Origin of the sequence: Sphingomonas hylomeconis, assembly GCF_025370105.1 — a bacterium.
In the GTDB taxonomy this organism is placed as follows: domain Bacteria; phylum Pseudomonadota; class Alphaproteobacteria; order Sphingomonadales; family Sphingomonadaceae; genus Sphingomonas; species Sphingomonas hylomeconis.
The window spans coordinates 44,108-60,604 of sequence record NZ_JANQBK010000014.1 but is presented as its reverse complement, the minus strand read 5'-3'; the positions used below and the strand labels follow the sequence as shown (position 1 = coordinate 60,604).

The following is a 16,497-nucleotide window of genomic DNA, read 5'->3' as shown; positions in this document are numbered from 1 at the left end:
CCCCAAATAGACGCAAACCAACCTGCAGAGGAACACCGTGGCCGATCCCTACAAAACGCTTGGCGTCGAACGCACCGCCAGCGAGGCCGACATCAAGAAGGCGTATCGCAAGCTCGCCAAGGAACTGCATCCGGATCGCAACAAGGACAATCCCAAGGCGACCGAGCGCTTCAGCCAGGCGACGCAGGCCTATGATCTGCTCAACGACAAGGACAAGCGCGCGCGCTTCGATCGCGGCGAGATCGATGGCGACGGCAATCCCGCCGCGCCGTTCGGCTTCGGCCAGGGCAGCCGCGGCACGCCCGGTGGGTTTCAGGGCACGGATTTCGGCGGCGGCGGCGGCGGCGCGGATGTCAACGATCTGTTCGAGGGCCTGTTCGGTGGCGGGCAACGCGGCGGGTTTGCCAGCGGCCTGGGCGGCGGCTTTGGCGGGTTCGGGCGCCGACAGCCGCCACCCAAGGGCGGCAATGTCGCCTATAAGCTCAACGTGCCGTTCACCGATGCCGCCACGCTCAGCCCACAGCGCGTGAGGCTGGCCGACGGCAAGACGATCGACATCAAGCTGCCCGCCGGGTTCGAGAACGGCATGCAGATGCGTCTCTCCGGCAAGGGCGATCCCGGTCCGGGCGGCAATGGCGACGGCATCGTCACGATTAATGTCCAGTCGCACCGTTTCTTCACGCGCGATGGCGACGACGTGCGGCTCGATCTGCCGGTCACGCTGGCCGAGGCGGTGCTCGGCGCCGGCGTTCCCGTGCCGACCGTCGAAGGGGCGGTGAAGCTCACCGTCCCGGCCGGCTCGACCTCGGGCAAGACGCTGCGCCTGCGTGGCCGCGGTTTCCATCGCAAGGATGGGACCCGCGGCGACCAGCTCGTCACACTGATGGTCGATGTGCCCGCCGCCGACGAAGCGCTGGCGGAATTCGTCCGCACTTGGGACGACCGGAGGAACCCACGGGCCAATCTGGGCGTCTGAGCCGCAGAGGGACCAAAGTTTGACCAGTATTTCACCTGCTTCGCCCGAACATCGCGCACAACATGGCGAAGCCGGGGCCGACCCGGAAGCCGCCCCGCCCGCGGTCAAGCCGTTCGCCTATGGCTGGCGCGTGTTCAAGCGCGCCGGGGTTGGCGTTTATACCAACGGCTTCATGTATGCCGGCAATCTCGCTTACCTGACGCTGATGACGGTGTTTCCGTTCTTCATCGTCGCAGCGGCGGTATTGTCGCTCTTCGGGCAGAGCGAGGAAACCGTCCGCACGGTCAATTCCTTCCTGCACGTGCTGCCGCCAGACGTCAGCGATCTGCTGCGCAAGCCGATCAGCGACGTGCTCGCCGCGCGGACCGGGTCGCTGCTGTGGCTCGGCGCTCTGGTTGGCCTGTGGACCGTCGGCAGCTTCGTCGAGACGATCCGCGATATTTTCCGCAAGGCCTATGGCACGGTCAGCAGCGCCCCGATGTGGCGCGCGCGGCTCGGCCTGAGCCTGGCGATCGTCGCCTCGGTGATCCTGGCGCTGATCTCGTTCCTGGTGCAGGGCCTGCTGACCGCGGCGGAGCAGTTCATCTACCGGCTCGTGCCGTTCGCGCAGGATGCCGCCGGCTGGGTCGGCCTGTCGCGGGTCATCCCCGGGCTGGTCATGTTCGGCGCGCTCTACATGCTGTTCTATTTGGTCACGCCGTCCAAATATCGCTACGGCAAATGCCCCAAATGGCCCGGTGCGCTGTTCACCGCGGCGTGGTGGGTGAGCATGACCGCGGGGTTGCCCTTCGTGCTCAGCCAGCTTGGCGGCTATGATCTCACCTATGGCGGCCTCGCCGGCGTGGTCGTGATGCTGTTGTTCTTCTACCTGATCGGCCTCGGCCTCGTTTTCGGCGCGCATTTGAACGCGGCACTGGCGGAACCTCCCGAACCCGTCGTAAAGGAGCCGACGATGGATGCCCCGATGTCGGGCACGGATGCGGAGGCAGCGACGGCGTGAACGGATTGATGCAGGGCAAGCGCGGGCTGATCATGGGGCTCGCCAACGATAAGTCGCTTGCCTGGGGGATCGCCCAGAAGCTGGCCGAGCATGGCGCCGAATTGGCGTTTAGCTTCCAGGGCGAGGCGCTGGAGAGGCGCGTGCGCCCGCTGGCGGCGCAGCTCGGGCAGGATTTCCTGATTCCCTGCGACGTTTCCGACATGGCCGATCTCGACGCCTGCTTCGCCACGCTCGCCGCACGTTGGCCGACGATCGACTTCGTCGTCCATGCGATCGGCTTTTCCGACAAGAACGAGCTGCGCGGCGGCTATGTCGATACCAGCCTCGACAATTTCCTGATGACCATGAACATCTCGGTCTATTCGTTCGTCGCGGTCGCCAAGCGCGCCCAGGCGATGATGCCGAACGGCGGCGCGCTGCTCACGCTCAGCTATTACGGCGCGGAAAAGGTCATCCCGCATTACAACGTGATGGGCGTGGCCAAGGCCGCGCTGGAGACCAGCGTGCAATATCTGTCGGTCGATCTCGGGCGCGAGAACATTCGCGTCAACGCGATCTCGGCCGGCCCGATCAAGACGCTCGCGGCCAGCGGGATCGGCGATTTCCGCCTGATCCTGAAATGGAACGAGCTCAATTCGCCGCTCAAGCGCAACGTGACGATCGAGGATGTCGGCGGCGCCGGCCTGTATCTGCTCAGCGATCTGGCAAGCGGCGTGACCGGCGAGACGCATCATGTCGATGCCGGATACAATGTGATCGGCATGAAGGCGGAAGACGCGCCGGATATCGCGTTGGTATGACGTGCCCGCCGCCGATCTTTCGGCGGTGCGGAGGCTGACACGGACCGGCAAATGCCGCTAGAGACAGCGGCATGAGCTACAACACCTTCGGCCGCGTCTTCCGGTTCACCACATGGGGCGAAAGCCATGGCCCGGCGCTGGGCGCGGTGGTCGACGGCTGCCCGCCGGGGCTTGCGCTCAGCGAAGCCGATATCCAGCCGCTGCTCGACAAGCGCCGCCCCGGCACGTCGCGCTTCACCACGCAGCGCCAGGAGCCGGATCAGGTCCGCATCCTCTCCGGCGTGTTCGAGGGCCGCACCACGGGCACGCCGATCAGCCTGATGATCGAGAATGTCGACCAGCGCTCGAAGGACTATTCGGAGGTGGCCAAGGCGTATCGCCCGGGCCATGCTGATTACGCCTATGACGCGAAATACGGCTTTCGCGATTATCGCGGCGGCGGTCGTTCTTCCGCGCGCGAGACCGCCGCACGCGTCGCCGCGGGCGCGGTGGCGCGGCTGGTGATCCCCGAGGTCAGCATCCGTGCCTGGGTCGAGGCGATCGGCGGCGACGCGATCGATCCGGCCAATTTCGATCCCGCGCAGATCGACCGGAACCCGTTCTTCTGCCCCGATGCCGCCGCGGCCGAGCGCTGGGAAGCGCTGATCGACGCGGCCCGCAAATCGGGCTCGTCGCTCGGCGCGGTGATCGCCTGCGAGGCGACAGGCGTGCCCGCCGGCTGGGGCGCGCCGCTCTACGCCAAGCTCGACAGCGAACTGGCCGCCGCCTGCATGAGCATCAACGCGGTGAAGGGCGTCGAGATCGGCGACGGCTTTGCCGCCGCCTCCCTGCGCGGCGAGGACAATGCCGACGCGATGCGCCCGGGGGGCGCCGGCGCCGACGGTCCCGAATTCCTCGCCAACCATGCCGGCGGCATCGCCGGCGGCATCTCGACCGGTCAGCCGGTGACGGTGCGCGTCGCGTTCAAGCCGACCAGCTCGATCCTGACGCCGGTCGAGACGATCGACCGCGATGGTGCCGCGACCGAGATCAGGACCAAGGGCCGTCACGATCCCTGCGTCGGTATTCGCGGCGCGCCGGTAGTCGAGGCGATGATGGCGCTGGTCCTGGCCGACCAGAAACTGCTGCATCGAGCACAATGCGGCTGAATAGCGGCGACAAGCAGGCGAACGGTTAGGTGCGAGGGACAGACCGAGCGTCTTTTAGGCAAGTAGTACGTTCTTACCCTGACCTGATTAAACAGGCAGGAGATTATTTATGCATATCAAGACCCTGATCGGCGTTGCCGCACTTGGCCTTTCGACTGCAGCACTTGCGCAGACCACGACGCCTGCCCCGGCGACCCCGGGCCAGACGATGGGTCAGACGGCGCCAACCCAGACGCCGCCCGCCGCGCCGATGCCCGGCGATACCACGACGACGACCACCGACAGCACGACGACGACCACTCCGGTCGATCCGGCGGCGCCGATGGCCGACACGACCACCGTCGACTCCGCGACGACGACGACCACGACGGCGCCGGATCCGGCGACGACCGATGGCAAGAAGAGCAAGAAGAAGAAGCCGCGCTAACAGCCGGTAACAAACGGGCCGCGACGCAAGTCGCGGCCCTTTTCGTATCAGTCGGCGAAGGGATCACGCACCAGGATCGTATCCTCGCGCTCCGGGCTGGTCGAAACCAATGCCACCGGGCAGCGGATCAATTCCTCGATCCGGCGAATATATTTGATCGCCTGCCCCGGCAGATCGGCCCAGCTACGCGCGCCGGCGGTCGATTCATGCCAGCCCTTCATCGTCTCATAGACCGGCACGACCTTGGCCTGGTCGGCCGCATGCGACGGGAAATAGTCCAGCGTCTCGCCGTCCAGCGTATAGCCGGTGCAAATGCGGATCTCGTCGAACCCATCGAGCACGTCGATCTTGGTCAGCGCAATGCCGGTGATCCCGCCGACCGCTGCCGATTGCCGCACCAGCACCGCATCGAACCAGCCGCAGCGCCGCTTGCGCCCGGTGACCGTGCCGAATTCATGCCCGCGCTGCCCCAGTCGCTCGCCGGTCTCGTCCTCCAGCTCGGTCGGGAACGGCCCGGAGCCGACCCGCGTGGTATAGGCTTTGGTGATCCCCAGCACGAAGCCGACCGCGCTCGGCCCGAGGCCCGAGCCGCCCGCCGCCGTGCCCGAGATCGTGTTGGACGAGGTGACGAACGGATAGGTGCCGTGATCGACATCGAGCAACACGCCCTGTGCGCCTTCGAACAGGATGCGCTTGCCCGCCGCGCGCAGCGCATTGAGATCGCGCCACACCGGCTTGGCGAATTGCAGCACATAGGCGGCAATCCCGCGCAGTTCCTCGACCAAGGCTTCACGATCGATCGGCGGCTCGCCGAACCCGGCGCGCAGCGCATCGTGATGCGCGGTCAGCCGGTCGAGCTGCGCGTCGAGCGCATCGAGATGCGCCAGGTCGCACACCCGGATCGCCCGCCGCCCGACCTTGTCTTCATAAGCCGGGCCGATCCCGCGCCGCGTCGTGCCGATCTTGCCCGCGCCCGAGGCGTCCTCGCGCAGCGAATCGAGATCGCGGTGGAACGGCAGGATCAGCGCGCAATTGTCGGCGATCATCAGCGTGTCGGGCGTGATCGCCACGCCCTGCGCCGTCAGTTTCTCGATCTCGGCCTTCAGCGCCCAAGGATCGAGCACCACGCCATTGCCGATCACCGAAGGCGTACCGCGCACGATCCCCGACGGCAGCAATGACAGCTTGTAGACCTTCTCGCCGACGACCAGCGTATGGCCGGCATTGTGCCCGCCCTGGAAGCGCACCACGACATCGGCGCGCTCGGCGAGCCAGTCGACGATCTTGCCCTTGCCCTCATCGCCCCATTGGGCGCCGATCACTGCTACATTGGCCACTTGGTACAGTCCTCCGCCTGCCGGCTAACCCCGCGCGCCCTTCGACAGGGCTCGGCACGCGAGGGAGATTAAACTGCGAGCGCGCCTCTGCCGGGCGCCCGCGCTGCTGTCAACCCAGCGGGGTCGCCACGCCGTCGCGCAACAGGTGCGTGCACAGCTGCGCTTCCGGCGTATCGCCCGCTTCCAGCGCCGCGACGGTCACCCAGCCCTCGCCGCGCATCCGTGCCGCGATCCCCGCCTCGGTGCCCAGCGGCACGAACAGCCGCTTGCGTTCGATGTCGCCGATCCCTGCCGCGACGATCGCGTCGGCATAGAGCGAGAAACCGATCGCCGCTTCTTCCGCGCCATTCTCGTGCACGATCGTATAGCTGCCGCCGCGGCCGATCTCGCCGCGCACGCCGTCCGCGAAGATCGAGAAGCCGAGCCAGGTCTGATATTCGAAGCCGTGCCGCTCGGTCGGATCGAGCGTCAGCGCAACGCGGCCGCGCACGCTCTCGGCGATGCGCCACAGCCCGTCGAGCCGCGAGGTCAGCGCGCCCTTGGCGTCCAGCGCGCAGAGCCGGTCGTGCGCCGCGTCGAACGGACCGGCCGCCTCGATCAGCGGCAGATAGGCCGGTGCCACGTCCGCCACGCCGCCGGCATCCTTGGCATCGAGCCGGTCGCGCACCTGGGGGATCAGCGCGGCGTCGAGCGGCAGCGGCCCGGCGGCGAGCGTCGCGACCAGATCGGGCAAGGTGAAGTCGATCGACACGCCGGTGACGCCCGCCGCCTCCAGCGCTGCGACCGCGACCTGCACGATCTCGACCGCCGCGGCGACCGTATCGAGCCCGATCAGCTCGCAGCCGATCTGGCGCAGTTCACGTTCGGGGCTGAGCTGAGAGGCGCGCAGCTTGAGCACCGGGCCGGCATAGGACAATCGCACCGGCCGCGGGTGATGCCCCATGCGCGTCGCCGCGATGCGGCCGATCTGCGCGGTCATGTCGGGGCGAATCGCCAGCGTCGCCTGGCTCACCGGATCAACGAAGCGCACCGCATCCTGCGCGCGGGCGGCCTTCAGGCGTCCGGAGAGACCGGACTCGAATTCGGCCAGCGCGGGATCGGTGCGTTCATAGCCATGCGCATAGGCCGCCCCCAAAATCGCCGCCTCGAGCCGCGCAGCAGCATCGGCGAACGGTGGCAGGCGGTCGCGAAAACCTTCGGGAAGCAGAGCAGTCATTCGTCGTCCTTCTCCCTCTACCCCTGCGGGGAGAGGGCCGGTCATGTGTCGCCCTTCTCCCTCTCCCCTCAGGGGAGAGGGTCGGGGAGAGGGGCAGTGCCGAGCGCAACGCTGATCGTTTCAAGGACGCCGTCAAGATTGTTCATCACGTCGGCGTTGGTGAAGCGGATCACGCGGTACCCTTGGTGTTCCAGCCACGCGGTGCGGCGGGTGTCGTAAGCCCCGTCGTCTGCGTGGGTGTCGCCGTCAACCTCGATAACGAACTTTTGTGAGCGGGCAACGAAGTCGGCGATATAGGGGAAGATGACGACCTGGTGGCTGAACTTCACCGCCTCGAAGCGGTTGGCGCGGAGATTGTACCAGAGGCGGGCTTCAGCCGGCGTGGGGTTGCTGCGCATCCATTTGGCGCGCGCCAACAGCTCTTGGTGCGTTCTTGGCACGGCCCCTCTCCCCGACCCTCTCCCCAAAGGGGAGAGGGAGAAGAAGGTGCGCTCGTCAACTCAGAACGACAATCCCATCGCCGTGCGCACGCCGGCCAGCGCGCGAACCTTGCCGAGCAGGTCCGCCGTGACCGGTTCGTCGACCGACAGCAGCAGGATGGCCTCACCGCCTGCCGAACGCCGCCCGAGATGGAACGTCCCGATGTTCACGCCCTGCTCGCCGAGCAGCGACCCCAGCCGCCCGATAAAGCCCGGCGCATCCTCGTTGACGACATACAGCATATGCCCGGCGAGATCCGCCTCGACCTTGATCCCGAACAGTTCGACCAGCCGCGGCGCGGCATCGCCGAACAGCGTGCCCGCCACCGAACGCTCGCCGGCATCGGTCTTGACCGAGACGCGCAGCAGCGTGTGGTAATCGCCCTCGCGCTCGGTGCGCACTTCACGCACCTCGATGCCGCGCTCCTTGGCGAGCAGCGGCGCGTTAACCATGTTGACCGTGTCGGTCTGCGTGCGCAGGAAGCCCGCCAGCACGGCGGACACCATCGGCTTCTGGTTGAGATCGGCCGCGGCGCCCTCGCTGTGGATCGAGATCCGCCCGATCGCGCCGTGCGTCAGCTGCCCGACCAGCGAGCCCAGTTTCTCGGCCAGCGCCATATACGGCTTGAGCCGCGGTGCTTCCTCGGCCGACAGCGACGGCACGTTGAGCGCGTTGGTCACGCCGCCGGTCATCAGGTAATCCGCCATCTGCTCGGCGACCTGGATCGCGACATTGACCTGCGCTTCGCTGGTCGACGCGCCAAGATGCGGCGTCGAGATGAAGTTGGGCGTGCCGAACAGCGGCGATTCCTTCGCCGGCTCGGATACGAACACGTCGAGTGCCGCACCGCCGATATGCCCCGAATCGAGCCCGGCCTTGAGCGCGACCTCGTCGATCAGTCCGCCGCGCGCGCAATTGATGATGCGCACGCCCGGCTTGGTCTTGGCGAGATTCTCCGCCGACAGGATGTTGCGCGTCTGGTCGGTCAGCGGCGTGTGCAAAGTAATGAAATCGGCGCGGGCGAGCAGGTCGTCCAGCTCGACCTTCTCGATGCCCAGCTCCAGCGCGCGCTCGGGCGACAGGAACGGATCGAACGCAACGACCTTCATCTTGAGCCCCAGCGCACGATCGGCGACGATGGAGCCGATATTGCCCGCGCCGATCAGCCCCAGCGTCTTGCTGGTCAGCTCGACGCCCATGAAGCGGTTCTTCTCCCACTTGCCGGCCTGGGTCGAGGCATCCGCCTCGGGCAGCTGGCGGGCGAGCGCGAACATCAGCGCGATGGCGTGCTCCGCCGTGGTGATCGAATTGCCGAACGGCGTGTTCATCACCACCACGCCCTGTGCGCTGGCGGCGGGGATATCGACATTGTCGACGCCGATCCCGGCGCGGCCGATGACCTTGAGGTTGGTCGCGGCGGCGAGGATCGCCTTGGTCACCTTGGTCGAGCTGCGGATCGCCAGGCCGTCATACTGGCCGATGATTGCGATGACTTCCTCGGGCGTCTTGCCGGTGATCTCGTCAACCTCGACACCGCGCTCGCGGAAGATCTGCGCGGCTTTGGGGTCCATCGCGTCGCTGATAAGGACTTTTGGCATGGCTTTTTCCTTCTGCTCCCTCTCCCCTTCAGGGGAGAGGGTCGGGGAGAGGGTCGGGGAGAGGGGAAGTGGGGAATTCGGGGGAGGTGGCGTGCTGGACTGCCCCTCTCCCCGCAAGCGGGGAGAGGGAGAAGCAGTTACGCGGCCTTCACGCTCGCATAGGCCCAGTCGAGCCACGGCCCGAGCGCGACGATATCCGCGGTGTCGACGGTCGCACCGCACCAGATGCGCAGGCCCGGCGGTGCATCGCGGTAGCCCGCGATGTCATACGCCGCCTTTTCCTTCTCGAGCAGCCCGGCGAACGCCTTGATCGCCGCCTCGTCCGCGCCCGCGACCGTCAGGCACACGCTGGTCTTCGAGCGCGTCGCCGGATCGGCCGCGAGATGGCCGAGCCAGTCCCGCTCCGCCACGATCTTGTCGAGCGCCGCGGCATTGGCGTCGCTGCGCGCGATCAGCCCGTCGGCACCGCCGACCGATTTCGCCCATTCCAGCGCGAAGATCGCATCCTCGACCGCGAGCATCGACGGCGTGTTGATCGTCTCGCCCTTGAACACGCCCTCGGTCAGCTTGCCCTTGGAGACCAGGCGGAACACCTTGGGCAGCGGCCAGGCCGGCGTATAGCTTTCCAGCCGCTCGACCGCGCGCGGCCCGAGGATCAGGACGCCGTGCGCGCCCTCGCCGCCCAGCACCTTCTGCCAGCTGAACGTGGCGACATCGATCTTGGCCCAGTCGATGTCATAAGCGAACACGCCCGAGGTGGCGTCAGCGAAGGACAGGCCCTCGCGGTCGGCCGGGATCCAGTCGGCATTCGGCACGCGCACGCCGCTGGTGGTGCCGTTCCAGGTGAACAGCACGTCGTTCGACCAGTCGACGGCGGTGAGATCGGGCAACTGGCCATAATCGGCGCGGATCACGGTGGGGTCGATCTTGAGCTGCTTGACCGCATCGGTCACCCAGCCCTCGCCGAAGCTCTCCCACGCCAGCGTGGTGACGGGGCGCGCGCCCAGCATCGTCCACATCGCCATCTCGAACGCGCCGGTGTCCGACCCCGGCACGATGCCGATGCGGTGCGTGTCGGGCAGCCTGAGCAATTCGCGCATCAGATCGATCGAATAGGCCAGACGCGTCTTGCCGATCTTCGAGCGGTGCGAGCGACCGAGCACGTCGGTGGCCAGTTTGTCGGGGGACCAGCCGGGCGGTTTCGCACACGGGCCGGAAGAAAAATGCGGACGCGCCGGCTTGATCGCCGGGGCGGCAGGTAAGTCAGTCATGTAGTCTCTCCTCACAGAGAGCACGCGCGGCGTTGGGACCGCGTGGCCCGGCGCCGCTCCTAACGACTGGCCGATCGATGTCAAACGAAAGCCCGTTCGCTTGGTCGCACCCCGGCTCCACTCGTCCCAAACCGTCCGGCGCGTTAGGCCGCGGTTAACCACGCGAGGGAGATAGCGACCGGGTGACGCGCATCGCCCTCCTTCTCCTTGCTCTGGCGCTGTCGGCCTGCGGCGGCGGCGACGATCGCCGCCCGCCGCCGCGCCCGGCGGGATCGAAACCGGTCACGCTCAACCTGCCGACCTCGCAGGAGACGCGCGCCTGCTTCGCCGATCTGTCGCGCGAAGGCATCCGCTTCTCGCCGCTGCCCGATCGCGATTATGGCGGCGGATGCACCCTGATCGGCGCGGTCCAGCTGATCGACATCGGCCTGCCCGTCGCGGGCATCAAGGGCATGCGCTGCGGCGTCGCGCGCGGCTTCGTCGGCTGGGCGCGCAACGCCATCGCCCCCGCCGCGCGCCAGATGCTCGGCAGCGACGTGGTGCGGGTCGAGACGATGGGCACTTATGCCTGCCGCAACGTCGTCGGCCAGGCCGGCCGCCCGGCGCGGCTGTCGGGCCATGCCAGCGGCAATGCCATCGACGTCTCGGCCTTCATCCTGCGCGACGGGCGGCGGATCAGCATCGAGCGCGATTGGCGTTCCGCCGATCCGGCGGTGCGCGATTTCCTGCAGACGATCCGCAAATCCGCCTGCCGGCGCTTCGGCACCGTGCTCAGCCCGGATTACAATGCGGCGCATTACAACCATCTCCATCTCGAGGACGATCGCGCGACATTCTGCCGCTGAACTGCTCCCCCCTGCCGTCATCCTGACGAAAGTCAGGATCCAGCCCTCCCCTCGGACGATCGACTCTGAGGCGCGATGGATCCTGAATCGAGTTCAGGATGACGCCAATGAGGAGCGCAACGCGGCCCACTGGCGCTGCCCCGGGGGGTTCAAACCGGCCCAAAAATCCCCTAGGCGCCACCAATGACCGAAACTCACGTTCCCTCGCGCGTCTTTCCGCGCGCCCGCCAGGATGCCGAGACCGCCAGCGCCGGTGTCCATACCCCCCAAACCGAGAGCCCGAGCTTCCGCCTCGCCTTCCAGGACATGGATTTCCTACTGCGCGAGGATCTCCGCCCGATCCGCTTCCAGCTCGAACTGCTCAAGCCGGAATTGATCCTGCAGGAAGCGAACATCGCCTCCACCTTCGTGATGTACGGCTCGGCGCGCATCCCCGAACCGAGCAAGGCGCAGGCATTGCTCGATCTCGCCCGCAGCGCCGAGGGCGGCACCGAACAGGCGATCCGCATCGCCGAGAGCCTCGTCGCCAAGTCGAAATATTACGATGTCGCGCGCGAGCTTGCCTATAAGGTCAGCGAATGCCCGCTCGACGAGGAAGGCAAGCGCCACTTCGTCGTCTGCTCGGGCGGCGGTCCGTCGATCATGGAAGCGGCGAATCGCGGCGCGCACGATGCCGGGCAGGAATCGATCGGGCTGAACATCGTGCTGCCGCACGAACAGGCGCCGAACCCGTACGTCACGCCGTCGCTGTCGATGCAGTTCCACTATTTCGCGCTGCGCAAGATGCATTTCCTGCTCCACGCGCGCGCGCTCGCCGCCTTCCCCGGCGGCTTCGGCACGTTCGACGAGCTGTTCGAACTGCTCACCCTGATCCAGACCGGCAAGATCAAACCGATTCCCGTGCTGCTGTTCGGCAAGGAATTCTGGAACCGGGTGGTGAATTTCGAGGCGCTGGTCGAGGAAGGCGTGATCTCGCCGCGCGACCTCGGGCTCTTCACGTTCGTCGAGACGGCGGACGAAGCGTGGGAGGTCGTGCAGACCTTCTATGCCGAGCCGGGCGACGAAGACGACGCCACGGTAGAGTGACGCCCGCCGTCACCCCGGAGCTGTTCCGGGGTGACGGTCAGCGGATCACTTCTTGGCGTCTTCCTTCGCGCCACGCACCGCCGCGGCCGGATCGACCGAAGGCGCGCCGGTGGCCGGCGTCGCCTTGTTGGCGAGATCGTCGGTGGTCGGATCGGCCTTGCCACCCGGATTGGCGGGGGCGCCGGCGGGGCCTTCGCTCGCCGGTGCAGGGCCCGGGGTCGGCGCTGCGCCGGCCGCCGGTGCCGCCGGCAGCGGCAGGTTCGAGCCCTGCGCGTTGAGATAGGCGATCACGTTTGCGCGGTCCTGCCCGTTGCCGATGCCGGCAAAGGTCATCTTGGTGCCGGGCGCGAACTTGCGCGGCGAGGTGAGCCACGCGCTCATCTGCTCGAAGTCCCACTTGCCGCCCTTAGACTTCAGCGCGTCCGAGAAGGCGAAGCCTGCCTTGCCCTGCGCGATCGCCTCGCCCATCGTCGCGTACAGGTTCGGGCCGATACCGTTCGGACCGCCCTGCGTGATCGTGTGGCAGGCAGCGCATTTCTTGAACACTTCCGCGCCCTTGGCGACGTCCGCAGTGGCGAGCAGCGTGGCGATCGGCACTTCGGCCGCCCCGGCGGCGCCGGTCTCTTCCGCAGCCTCGATCGGGAAGCCGAACTTTTCCGGCGGGCCATCGTGGAAGATCATGCCGCCGACGATCGAAAGCCCCAATGCCGCGCCGCAACCAGCCAGCACCCAGCCCGCGATCGTGTTCGTCCGATTGTCCATCCTCAGCCCCAGCCTGTTCGCAAAAGTCCGCTCCCTTTAGATTCGCGTTGCCCGCACCGCAAGCGGCGCTTAAGCGCACCGGCTTCATGGAAAACTTCGCCGCACCCGCTCGCCCGATCGTGGCCCGGATGACCGAGGCCGCCGCCGCGGACCCGACGCGCGCCGTCGCTTTCCAGGGCGCGCCCGGCGCAAACAGCCATGTGGCGGCACTCGAAGCCTTCCCCGATGGCCTGCCCCTGCCCTGTTTCGACTTTGCCGACGCGATCGATGCGGTGCGCGAGGGCCGGGCCGACTGCGCGATCATCCCGATCGAAAATTCGCTTCACGGCCGCGTCGCCGACATGCACTTCCTGCTGCCCGAATCGGGTCTGGTGATCACCGGCGAGCATTTCCTCGGCATCCGCCACGCACTGATGGGCGTCGGCACGCGCGACGAGGTCCGCGAGGCGATGAGTCATCCGCAGGCGCTCGGCCAGTGCCGCCACTGGCTGCGCGAACACGGCATTTCGCCGATCGCCTATCCCGATACGGCGGGCGCGGCGGCGGTCGTGGCGGAACTCGGCGATCCCAAGGTGGCGGCGCTCGCCCCCCCGGGCGCAGCGGCGATCTATGGGCTCAATCTGCTCGCCGGCGGCCTCGCCGATGCCGATCACAACACCACGCGCTTCGTCGTGCTGGCGCGCGCGGGGCACGCCGCGGTGGGCGACGGCCCGTGGATGACGACATTGATGTTCGAGGTGCGCAACGTGCCCGCCGCGCTGTACAAGGCGATGGGCGGCTTCGCGACCAATGGCGTCAACATGACCAAGCTGGAAAGCTATCAGCGCGGCGGCACGTTCGCGGCGACCGAATTCTTCGCCGATGTCGAAGGGCGGCCCGGCCAGCCGGGATTCGATCGCGCGCTGGAGGAGCTCGGCTTCCACTCGAAATGGCTGCGCACGCTCGGTACCTACCGCCAGGCACGCGCGCGCGGCTGAGCGCGCCGGCGCGCGCCATCGCTCAAACCACGGGCAAAGCCACGAACAGATCGGGCACCGTGGCCACGCGCACCGCGTCCCCGGCACGCACCACGCCGCCCGTCTCGACCACTGCCATCACGCCGCACTTGCGCACCAGCGATCCGTCCGGCGCCCGGTCCAGGGTCGCCGCCATCAACCCTTTCTGGAACCGGTCGATCTGCACGCACGGATTGCGCAGGCCCGTCACCCGCACCTGCGCCGACTCGCCCAGCGCCAGCACCGCGCCTTCGGGCAGCCCCAGCAGGTCGATGCCGCGCACCGTGACATTCTCGCCCAGCTCCCCCGGCGCCACCGCAAAGCCCTTGTCTGCCAGTTCGTCGAGCAATTCGCCGTGGATCAGGTGGACCTGGCGAAGGTTGGCGCGATCGGGATCCTTCTTCTTGTGCGACAGATGCTGCACGGTGACGCCGAGATGCGCGTCCCCGGCCACACCGAGCCCTTCGACCAACGCGATCTCCGCGCGGCTGGTCTTGCCGAAACGATGGTCGGCGTCGGCCGCCACCGCGATGACCCGTGCCGTCGTCATGCCTGCTCCCGTCATAGCCATCCCGTCACGCCTGCCCCGTCGCGCGCTCAGCGCAGGCCGTAATGGCCGGCCAGCCGGTCGAGCGCCAGCGTCAATACCACGCGGCCGCACCGCACTGGCCAGCCCAGCGCCTTTTCCGCCGCCGGCAGTCCCTCGCCGGCGCACACCACGCGCCACAGCACGTCGCTCAACCCCGGCCCGACCGCGCCGATCGCAGCATCGAAGCGCCGTTTCGCGGCGATCTGCGCGTGCGTCGGGTCGAGCGCCGCGCTCCCCCTGCTGCCGCCGACGCGCGGCGCCCAGCGCATCGTGACCGCGGGCGCGATCGCGGCGGTTTCATAGTCGCCGCGCAGCCGCTCGCCCGCTTCATATTGCCGCGCATCGACCAGGCCGCGCGATCTCAGCCAGCTGAGCGGCGATTCCGCCAGATTGACCGTCACGCGCCGCGCGCTCCCCGCCACCGTCCGTTCCGCCAGCTGCCGCATCCTGCTCTCCCTGTCCGCCGCGAATCACCGCTTGCCACAACGGCATGTTTGTAGGACAGAGCGAAAACCGATCTGGTTAGGAATATGGCATGATCACCGCGATCCGCGAAGTCCGCCGCGCCAAGGGGCTGACGCTCGACGATGTCGCCCGGGCGTGCAGCCCGCCGACCACCGCACAGACCATCGGCCGGCTCGAGACAGGCACGCGGACCGTCTCGGTCGGCTGGCTCAATCGCATTGCCGATGCCCTTGGCGTCACCGCCGCCGATCTCGTCAAGCTGCCGACGCGCGCGGATATTCCGGTCGCGGCGGTGCTCGATACGAGCGGCGCGCATGCCCCCAGGCGCGCGCAGACGCTCGCCCCGCCGGCGCCCGCGCCGGGGCTGGTCGCGGTCACCGTGGCGCAGGGCGTGGGCGATTATCGTGCTGGCGACGAATTATGGTGCGAGACGCTCGCGCCCGCGGAATTCGGCCGCGCGCTCAACCGCGACGTGCTCGTTCCCCGCCCCGCCGGCCGCTTCCTGTTCGCGCGGCTGATCGGCCGCGAGGCCCCAGGCGATCAGGGCGGTAAGCTGCATCTGCTGCCGCTCGGCGCGGGCAGCCGCCAGCAGGTGGTCGCCGATCCGCCCTGGGTCGCCCCCGCCATTCGCCTGGTGCGCGCGCTGTGATCGCCCGTACGCTCGCGCTCGCCGCCGTGCTGGTGCTTGGCGCCACCGCGCCCGCGCAGCAGACGCCGCCGCGCCCACCGGTCGTCCAGCCCAGGCTCGTCGCGACCTATCCGCATGACACCGGCGCTTTTACCGAAGGGCTGCTGATCACCGATCGCAAGCTCTACGAGAGCACCGGGCGCGAGGGCGCGTCGCATATCCGCCAGGTCGATCTGCAGACCGGCAAGGTGCTGCGGCAGGTCTCTCTCCCACCGGCCCTGTTCGGTGAAGGCATCGTCGCGTGGAAGAACGAGCTCAGGAGCGTGGTGTGGCATGGCGGCACCGGGTTCCGCTGGTCGGTGCCCACGCTGAAACAGGTCGGCACGTTCCGCTATGATGGCGAGGGCTGGGCGATGACCGATGACGGCCGCCACATCATCCTGTCGGACGGCACGCCGGTACTGCGCTTCCTCGATCCCAAAACGATGCGCGTCGTACGGCGCCTCAGCGTGACCTATGCCGGCCAGCCGCTGCGCCAGATCAACGAGCTCGAATATGTGAATGGCGAGATTCTCGCCAATATCTGGATGACCCCGGCAATCGCGCGGATCGATCCGGTGACCGGCGTCGTGCGCGGCGTGATCGATCTCTCGGCGCTGGTCGCGCTGGCCGGCACCAGCGACAGCGATGCGGTCGCCAACGGGATCGCTTACGATCGCGTCACGCGCAAATTGTACGTCACCGGGAAGAACTGGCCGCACCTGTACGAGATAGCGCTACCGGCCGGGTGAGTGTGCCGGATGTGCCGGCAAAATTGCTCGGTTCATCGCTAACATATTGGCCGTACGGAGCTTTTTGCCCGCTGGGCAGTTCC

General features: G+C 67.7%; 18 protein-coding genes. 10 read left to right on the top strand and 8 right to left on the bottom strand.

Going from position 1 to position 16,497, the window contains the following annotated elements:
- Positions 1 to 37 precede the first annotated feature (37 nt).
- The 5 genes from NV401_RS14595 to NV401_RS14575 all read left to right on the top strand — a co-directional run bounded on the left by NV401_RS14595 (position 38) and on the right by NV401_RS14575 (position 4,351).
- The gene (locus NV401_RS14595) at positions 38 to 976 is read left to right on the top strand and encodes a DnaJ C-terminal domain-containing protein (RefSeq protein WP_261295176.1); all 939 of its coding nucleotides are present in this window, start codon (positions 38 to 40) and stop codon (positions 974 to 976) included.
- Positions 977 to 995: 19 nt separating this feature from the next.
- Entirely contained in the window at positions 996 to 1,976 is a 981-nt protein-coding gene (locus tag NV401_RS14590) for a YihY/virulence factor BrkB family protein (RefSeq protein WP_261295175.1), read from the top strand.
- Entirely contained in the window at positions 1,973 to 2,776 is an 804-nt protein-coding gene (gene fabI / locus NV401_RS14585) for an enoyl-ACP reductase FabI (protein WP_261295174.1), read from the top strand. The genes NV401_RS14590 and fabI overlap by 4 nt, the downstream gene beginning before the upstream one ends.
- A gap of 71 nt (positions 2,777 to 2,847) precedes the next feature.
- Positions 2,848 to 3,924 (top strand): chorismate synthase, encoded by a 1,077-nt coding sequence (gene aroC, locus NV401_RS14580; RefSeq protein ID WP_261295173.1) that lies wholly within the window; start codon positions 2,848 to 2,850, stop codon positions 3,922 to 3,924.
- 109 nt (positions 3,925 to 4,033) lie between these two features.
- Positions 4,034 to 4,351 (top strand): hypothetical protein, encoded by a 318-nt coding sequence (locus NV401_RS14575; RefSeq protein ID WP_261295172.1) that lies wholly within the window; start codon positions 4,034 to 4,036, stop codon positions 4,349 to 4,351.
- A gap of 47 nt (positions 4,352 to 4,398) precedes the next feature.
- Here the strand turns inward: NV401_RS14575 and NV401_RS14570 are convergent, their stop codons facing one another.
- The 5 genes from NV401_RS14570 to NV401_RS14550 form a co-directional block, all read right to left on the bottom strand.
- Positions 4,399 to 5,688, bottom strand: a complete 1,290-nt coding sequence (locus NV401_RS14570) for an adenylosuccinate synthase (RefSeq protein ID WP_261295171.1) — start codon at positions 5,686 to 5,688, stop codon at positions 4,399 to 4,401.
- Positions 5,689 to 5,797: 109 nt separating this feature from the next.
- Positions 5,798 to 6,904 (bottom strand): ATP phosphoribosyltransferase regulatory subunit, encoded by a 1,107-nt coding sequence (locus tag NV401_RS14565; protein WP_261295170.1) that lies wholly within the window; start codon positions 6,902 to 6,904, stop codon positions 5,798 to 5,800.
- A gap of 68 nt (positions 6,905 to 6,972) precedes the next feature.
- Entirely contained in the window at positions 6,973 to 7,344 is a 372-nt protein-coding gene (locus NV401_RS14560; RefSeq protein ID WP_315369642.1) for an endonuclease domain-containing protein, read from the bottom strand.
- A gap of 60 nt (positions 7,345 to 7,404) precedes the next feature.
- On the bottom strand, positions 7,405 to 8,982 hold the full coding sequence (serA, locus tag NV401_RS14555) for a phosphoglycerate dehydrogenase (protein WP_261295169.1): 1,578 nt from the start codon (positions 8,980 to 8,982) through the stop codon (positions 7,405 to 7,407).
- Positions 8,983 to 9,119: 137 nt separating this feature from the next.
- Entirely contained in the window at positions 9,120 to 10,253 is a 1,134-nt protein-coding gene (locus NV401_RS14550) for a phosphoserine transaminase (protein ID WP_261295168.1), read from the bottom strand.
- Between the two features lie 182 nt (positions 10,254 to 10,435).
- On the opposite strand from NV401_RS14550, the gene NV401_RS14545 reads away from it, so the two are divergent.
- On the top strand, positions 10,436 to 11,098 hold the full coding sequence (locus NV401_RS14545; RefSeq protein ID WP_261295167.1) for an extensin family protein: 663 nt from the start codon (positions 10,436 to 10,438) through the stop codon (positions 11,096 to 11,098).
- Between the two features lie 183 nt (positions 11,099 to 11,281).
- Complete coding sequence (locus NV401_RS14540; RefSeq protein WP_261295166.1) at positions 11,282 to 12,184, top strand: LOG family protein; 903 nt, start codon at positions 11,282 to 11,284, stop codon at positions 12,182 to 12,184.
- Positions 12,185 to 12,229: 45 nt separating this feature from the next.
- Here the strand turns inward: NV401_RS14540 and NV401_RS14535 are convergent, their stop codons facing one another.
- Positions 12,230 to 12,946 carry a c-type cytochrome gene (locus tag NV401_RS14535; RefSeq protein ID WP_261295165.1) on the bottom strand — a complete coding sequence of 239 codons (717 nt, stop codon included), beginning with the start codon at positions 12,944 to 12,946 and terminating at the stop codon, positions 12,230 to 12,232.
- 86 nt (positions 12,947 to 13,032) lie between these two features.
- On the opposite strand from NV401_RS14535, the gene NV401_RS14530 reads away from it, so the two are divergent.
- Entirely contained in the window at positions 13,033 to 13,923 is an 891-nt protein-coding gene (locus NV401_RS14530) for a prephenate dehydratase (RefSeq protein ID WP_261295273.1), read from the top strand.
- 22 nt (positions 13,924 to 13,945) lie between these two features.
- On the opposite strand, the gene NV401_RS14525 is transcribed toward NV401_RS14530, so the two are convergent.
- Together NV401_RS14525 and NV401_RS14520 are read right to left on the bottom strand one after the other, a co-directional pair.
- Positions 13,946 to 14,491 (bottom strand): MOSC domain-containing protein, encoded by a 546-nt coding sequence (locus NV401_RS14525; protein ID WP_261295164.1) that lies wholly within the window; start codon positions 14,489 to 14,491, stop codon positions 13,946 to 13,948.
- Positions 14,492 to 14,538: 47 nt separating this feature from the next.
- Positions 14,539 to 14,976 carry a DUF6456 domain-containing protein gene (locus NV401_RS14520; protein ID WP_261295163.1) on the bottom strand — a complete coding sequence of 146 codons (438 nt, stop codon included), beginning with the start codon at positions 14,974 to 14,976 and terminating at the stop codon, positions 14,539 to 14,541.
- 89 nt (positions 14,977 to 15,065) lie between these two features.
- On the opposite strand from NV401_RS14520, the gene NV401_RS14515 reads away from it, so the two are divergent.
- Both NV401_RS14515 and NV401_RS14510 read left to right on the top strand, forming a co-directional pair.
- On the top strand, positions 15,066 to 15,644 hold the full coding sequence (locus NV401_RS14515; protein ID WP_261295162.1) for a helix-turn-helix domain-containing protein: 579 nt from the start codon (positions 15,066 to 15,068) through the stop codon (positions 15,642 to 15,644).
- Positions 15,641 to 16,414, top strand: a complete 774-nt coding sequence (locus tag NV401_RS14510) for a glutaminyl-peptide cyclotransferase (RefSeq protein ID WP_380815863.1) — start codon at positions 15,641 to 15,643, stop codon at positions 16,412 to 16,414. Before NV401_RS14515 ends, NV401_RS14510 begins: the two co-directional genes overlap by 4 nt.
- The last annotated feature ends 83 nt before the right edge of the window (positions 16,415 to 16,497 follow it).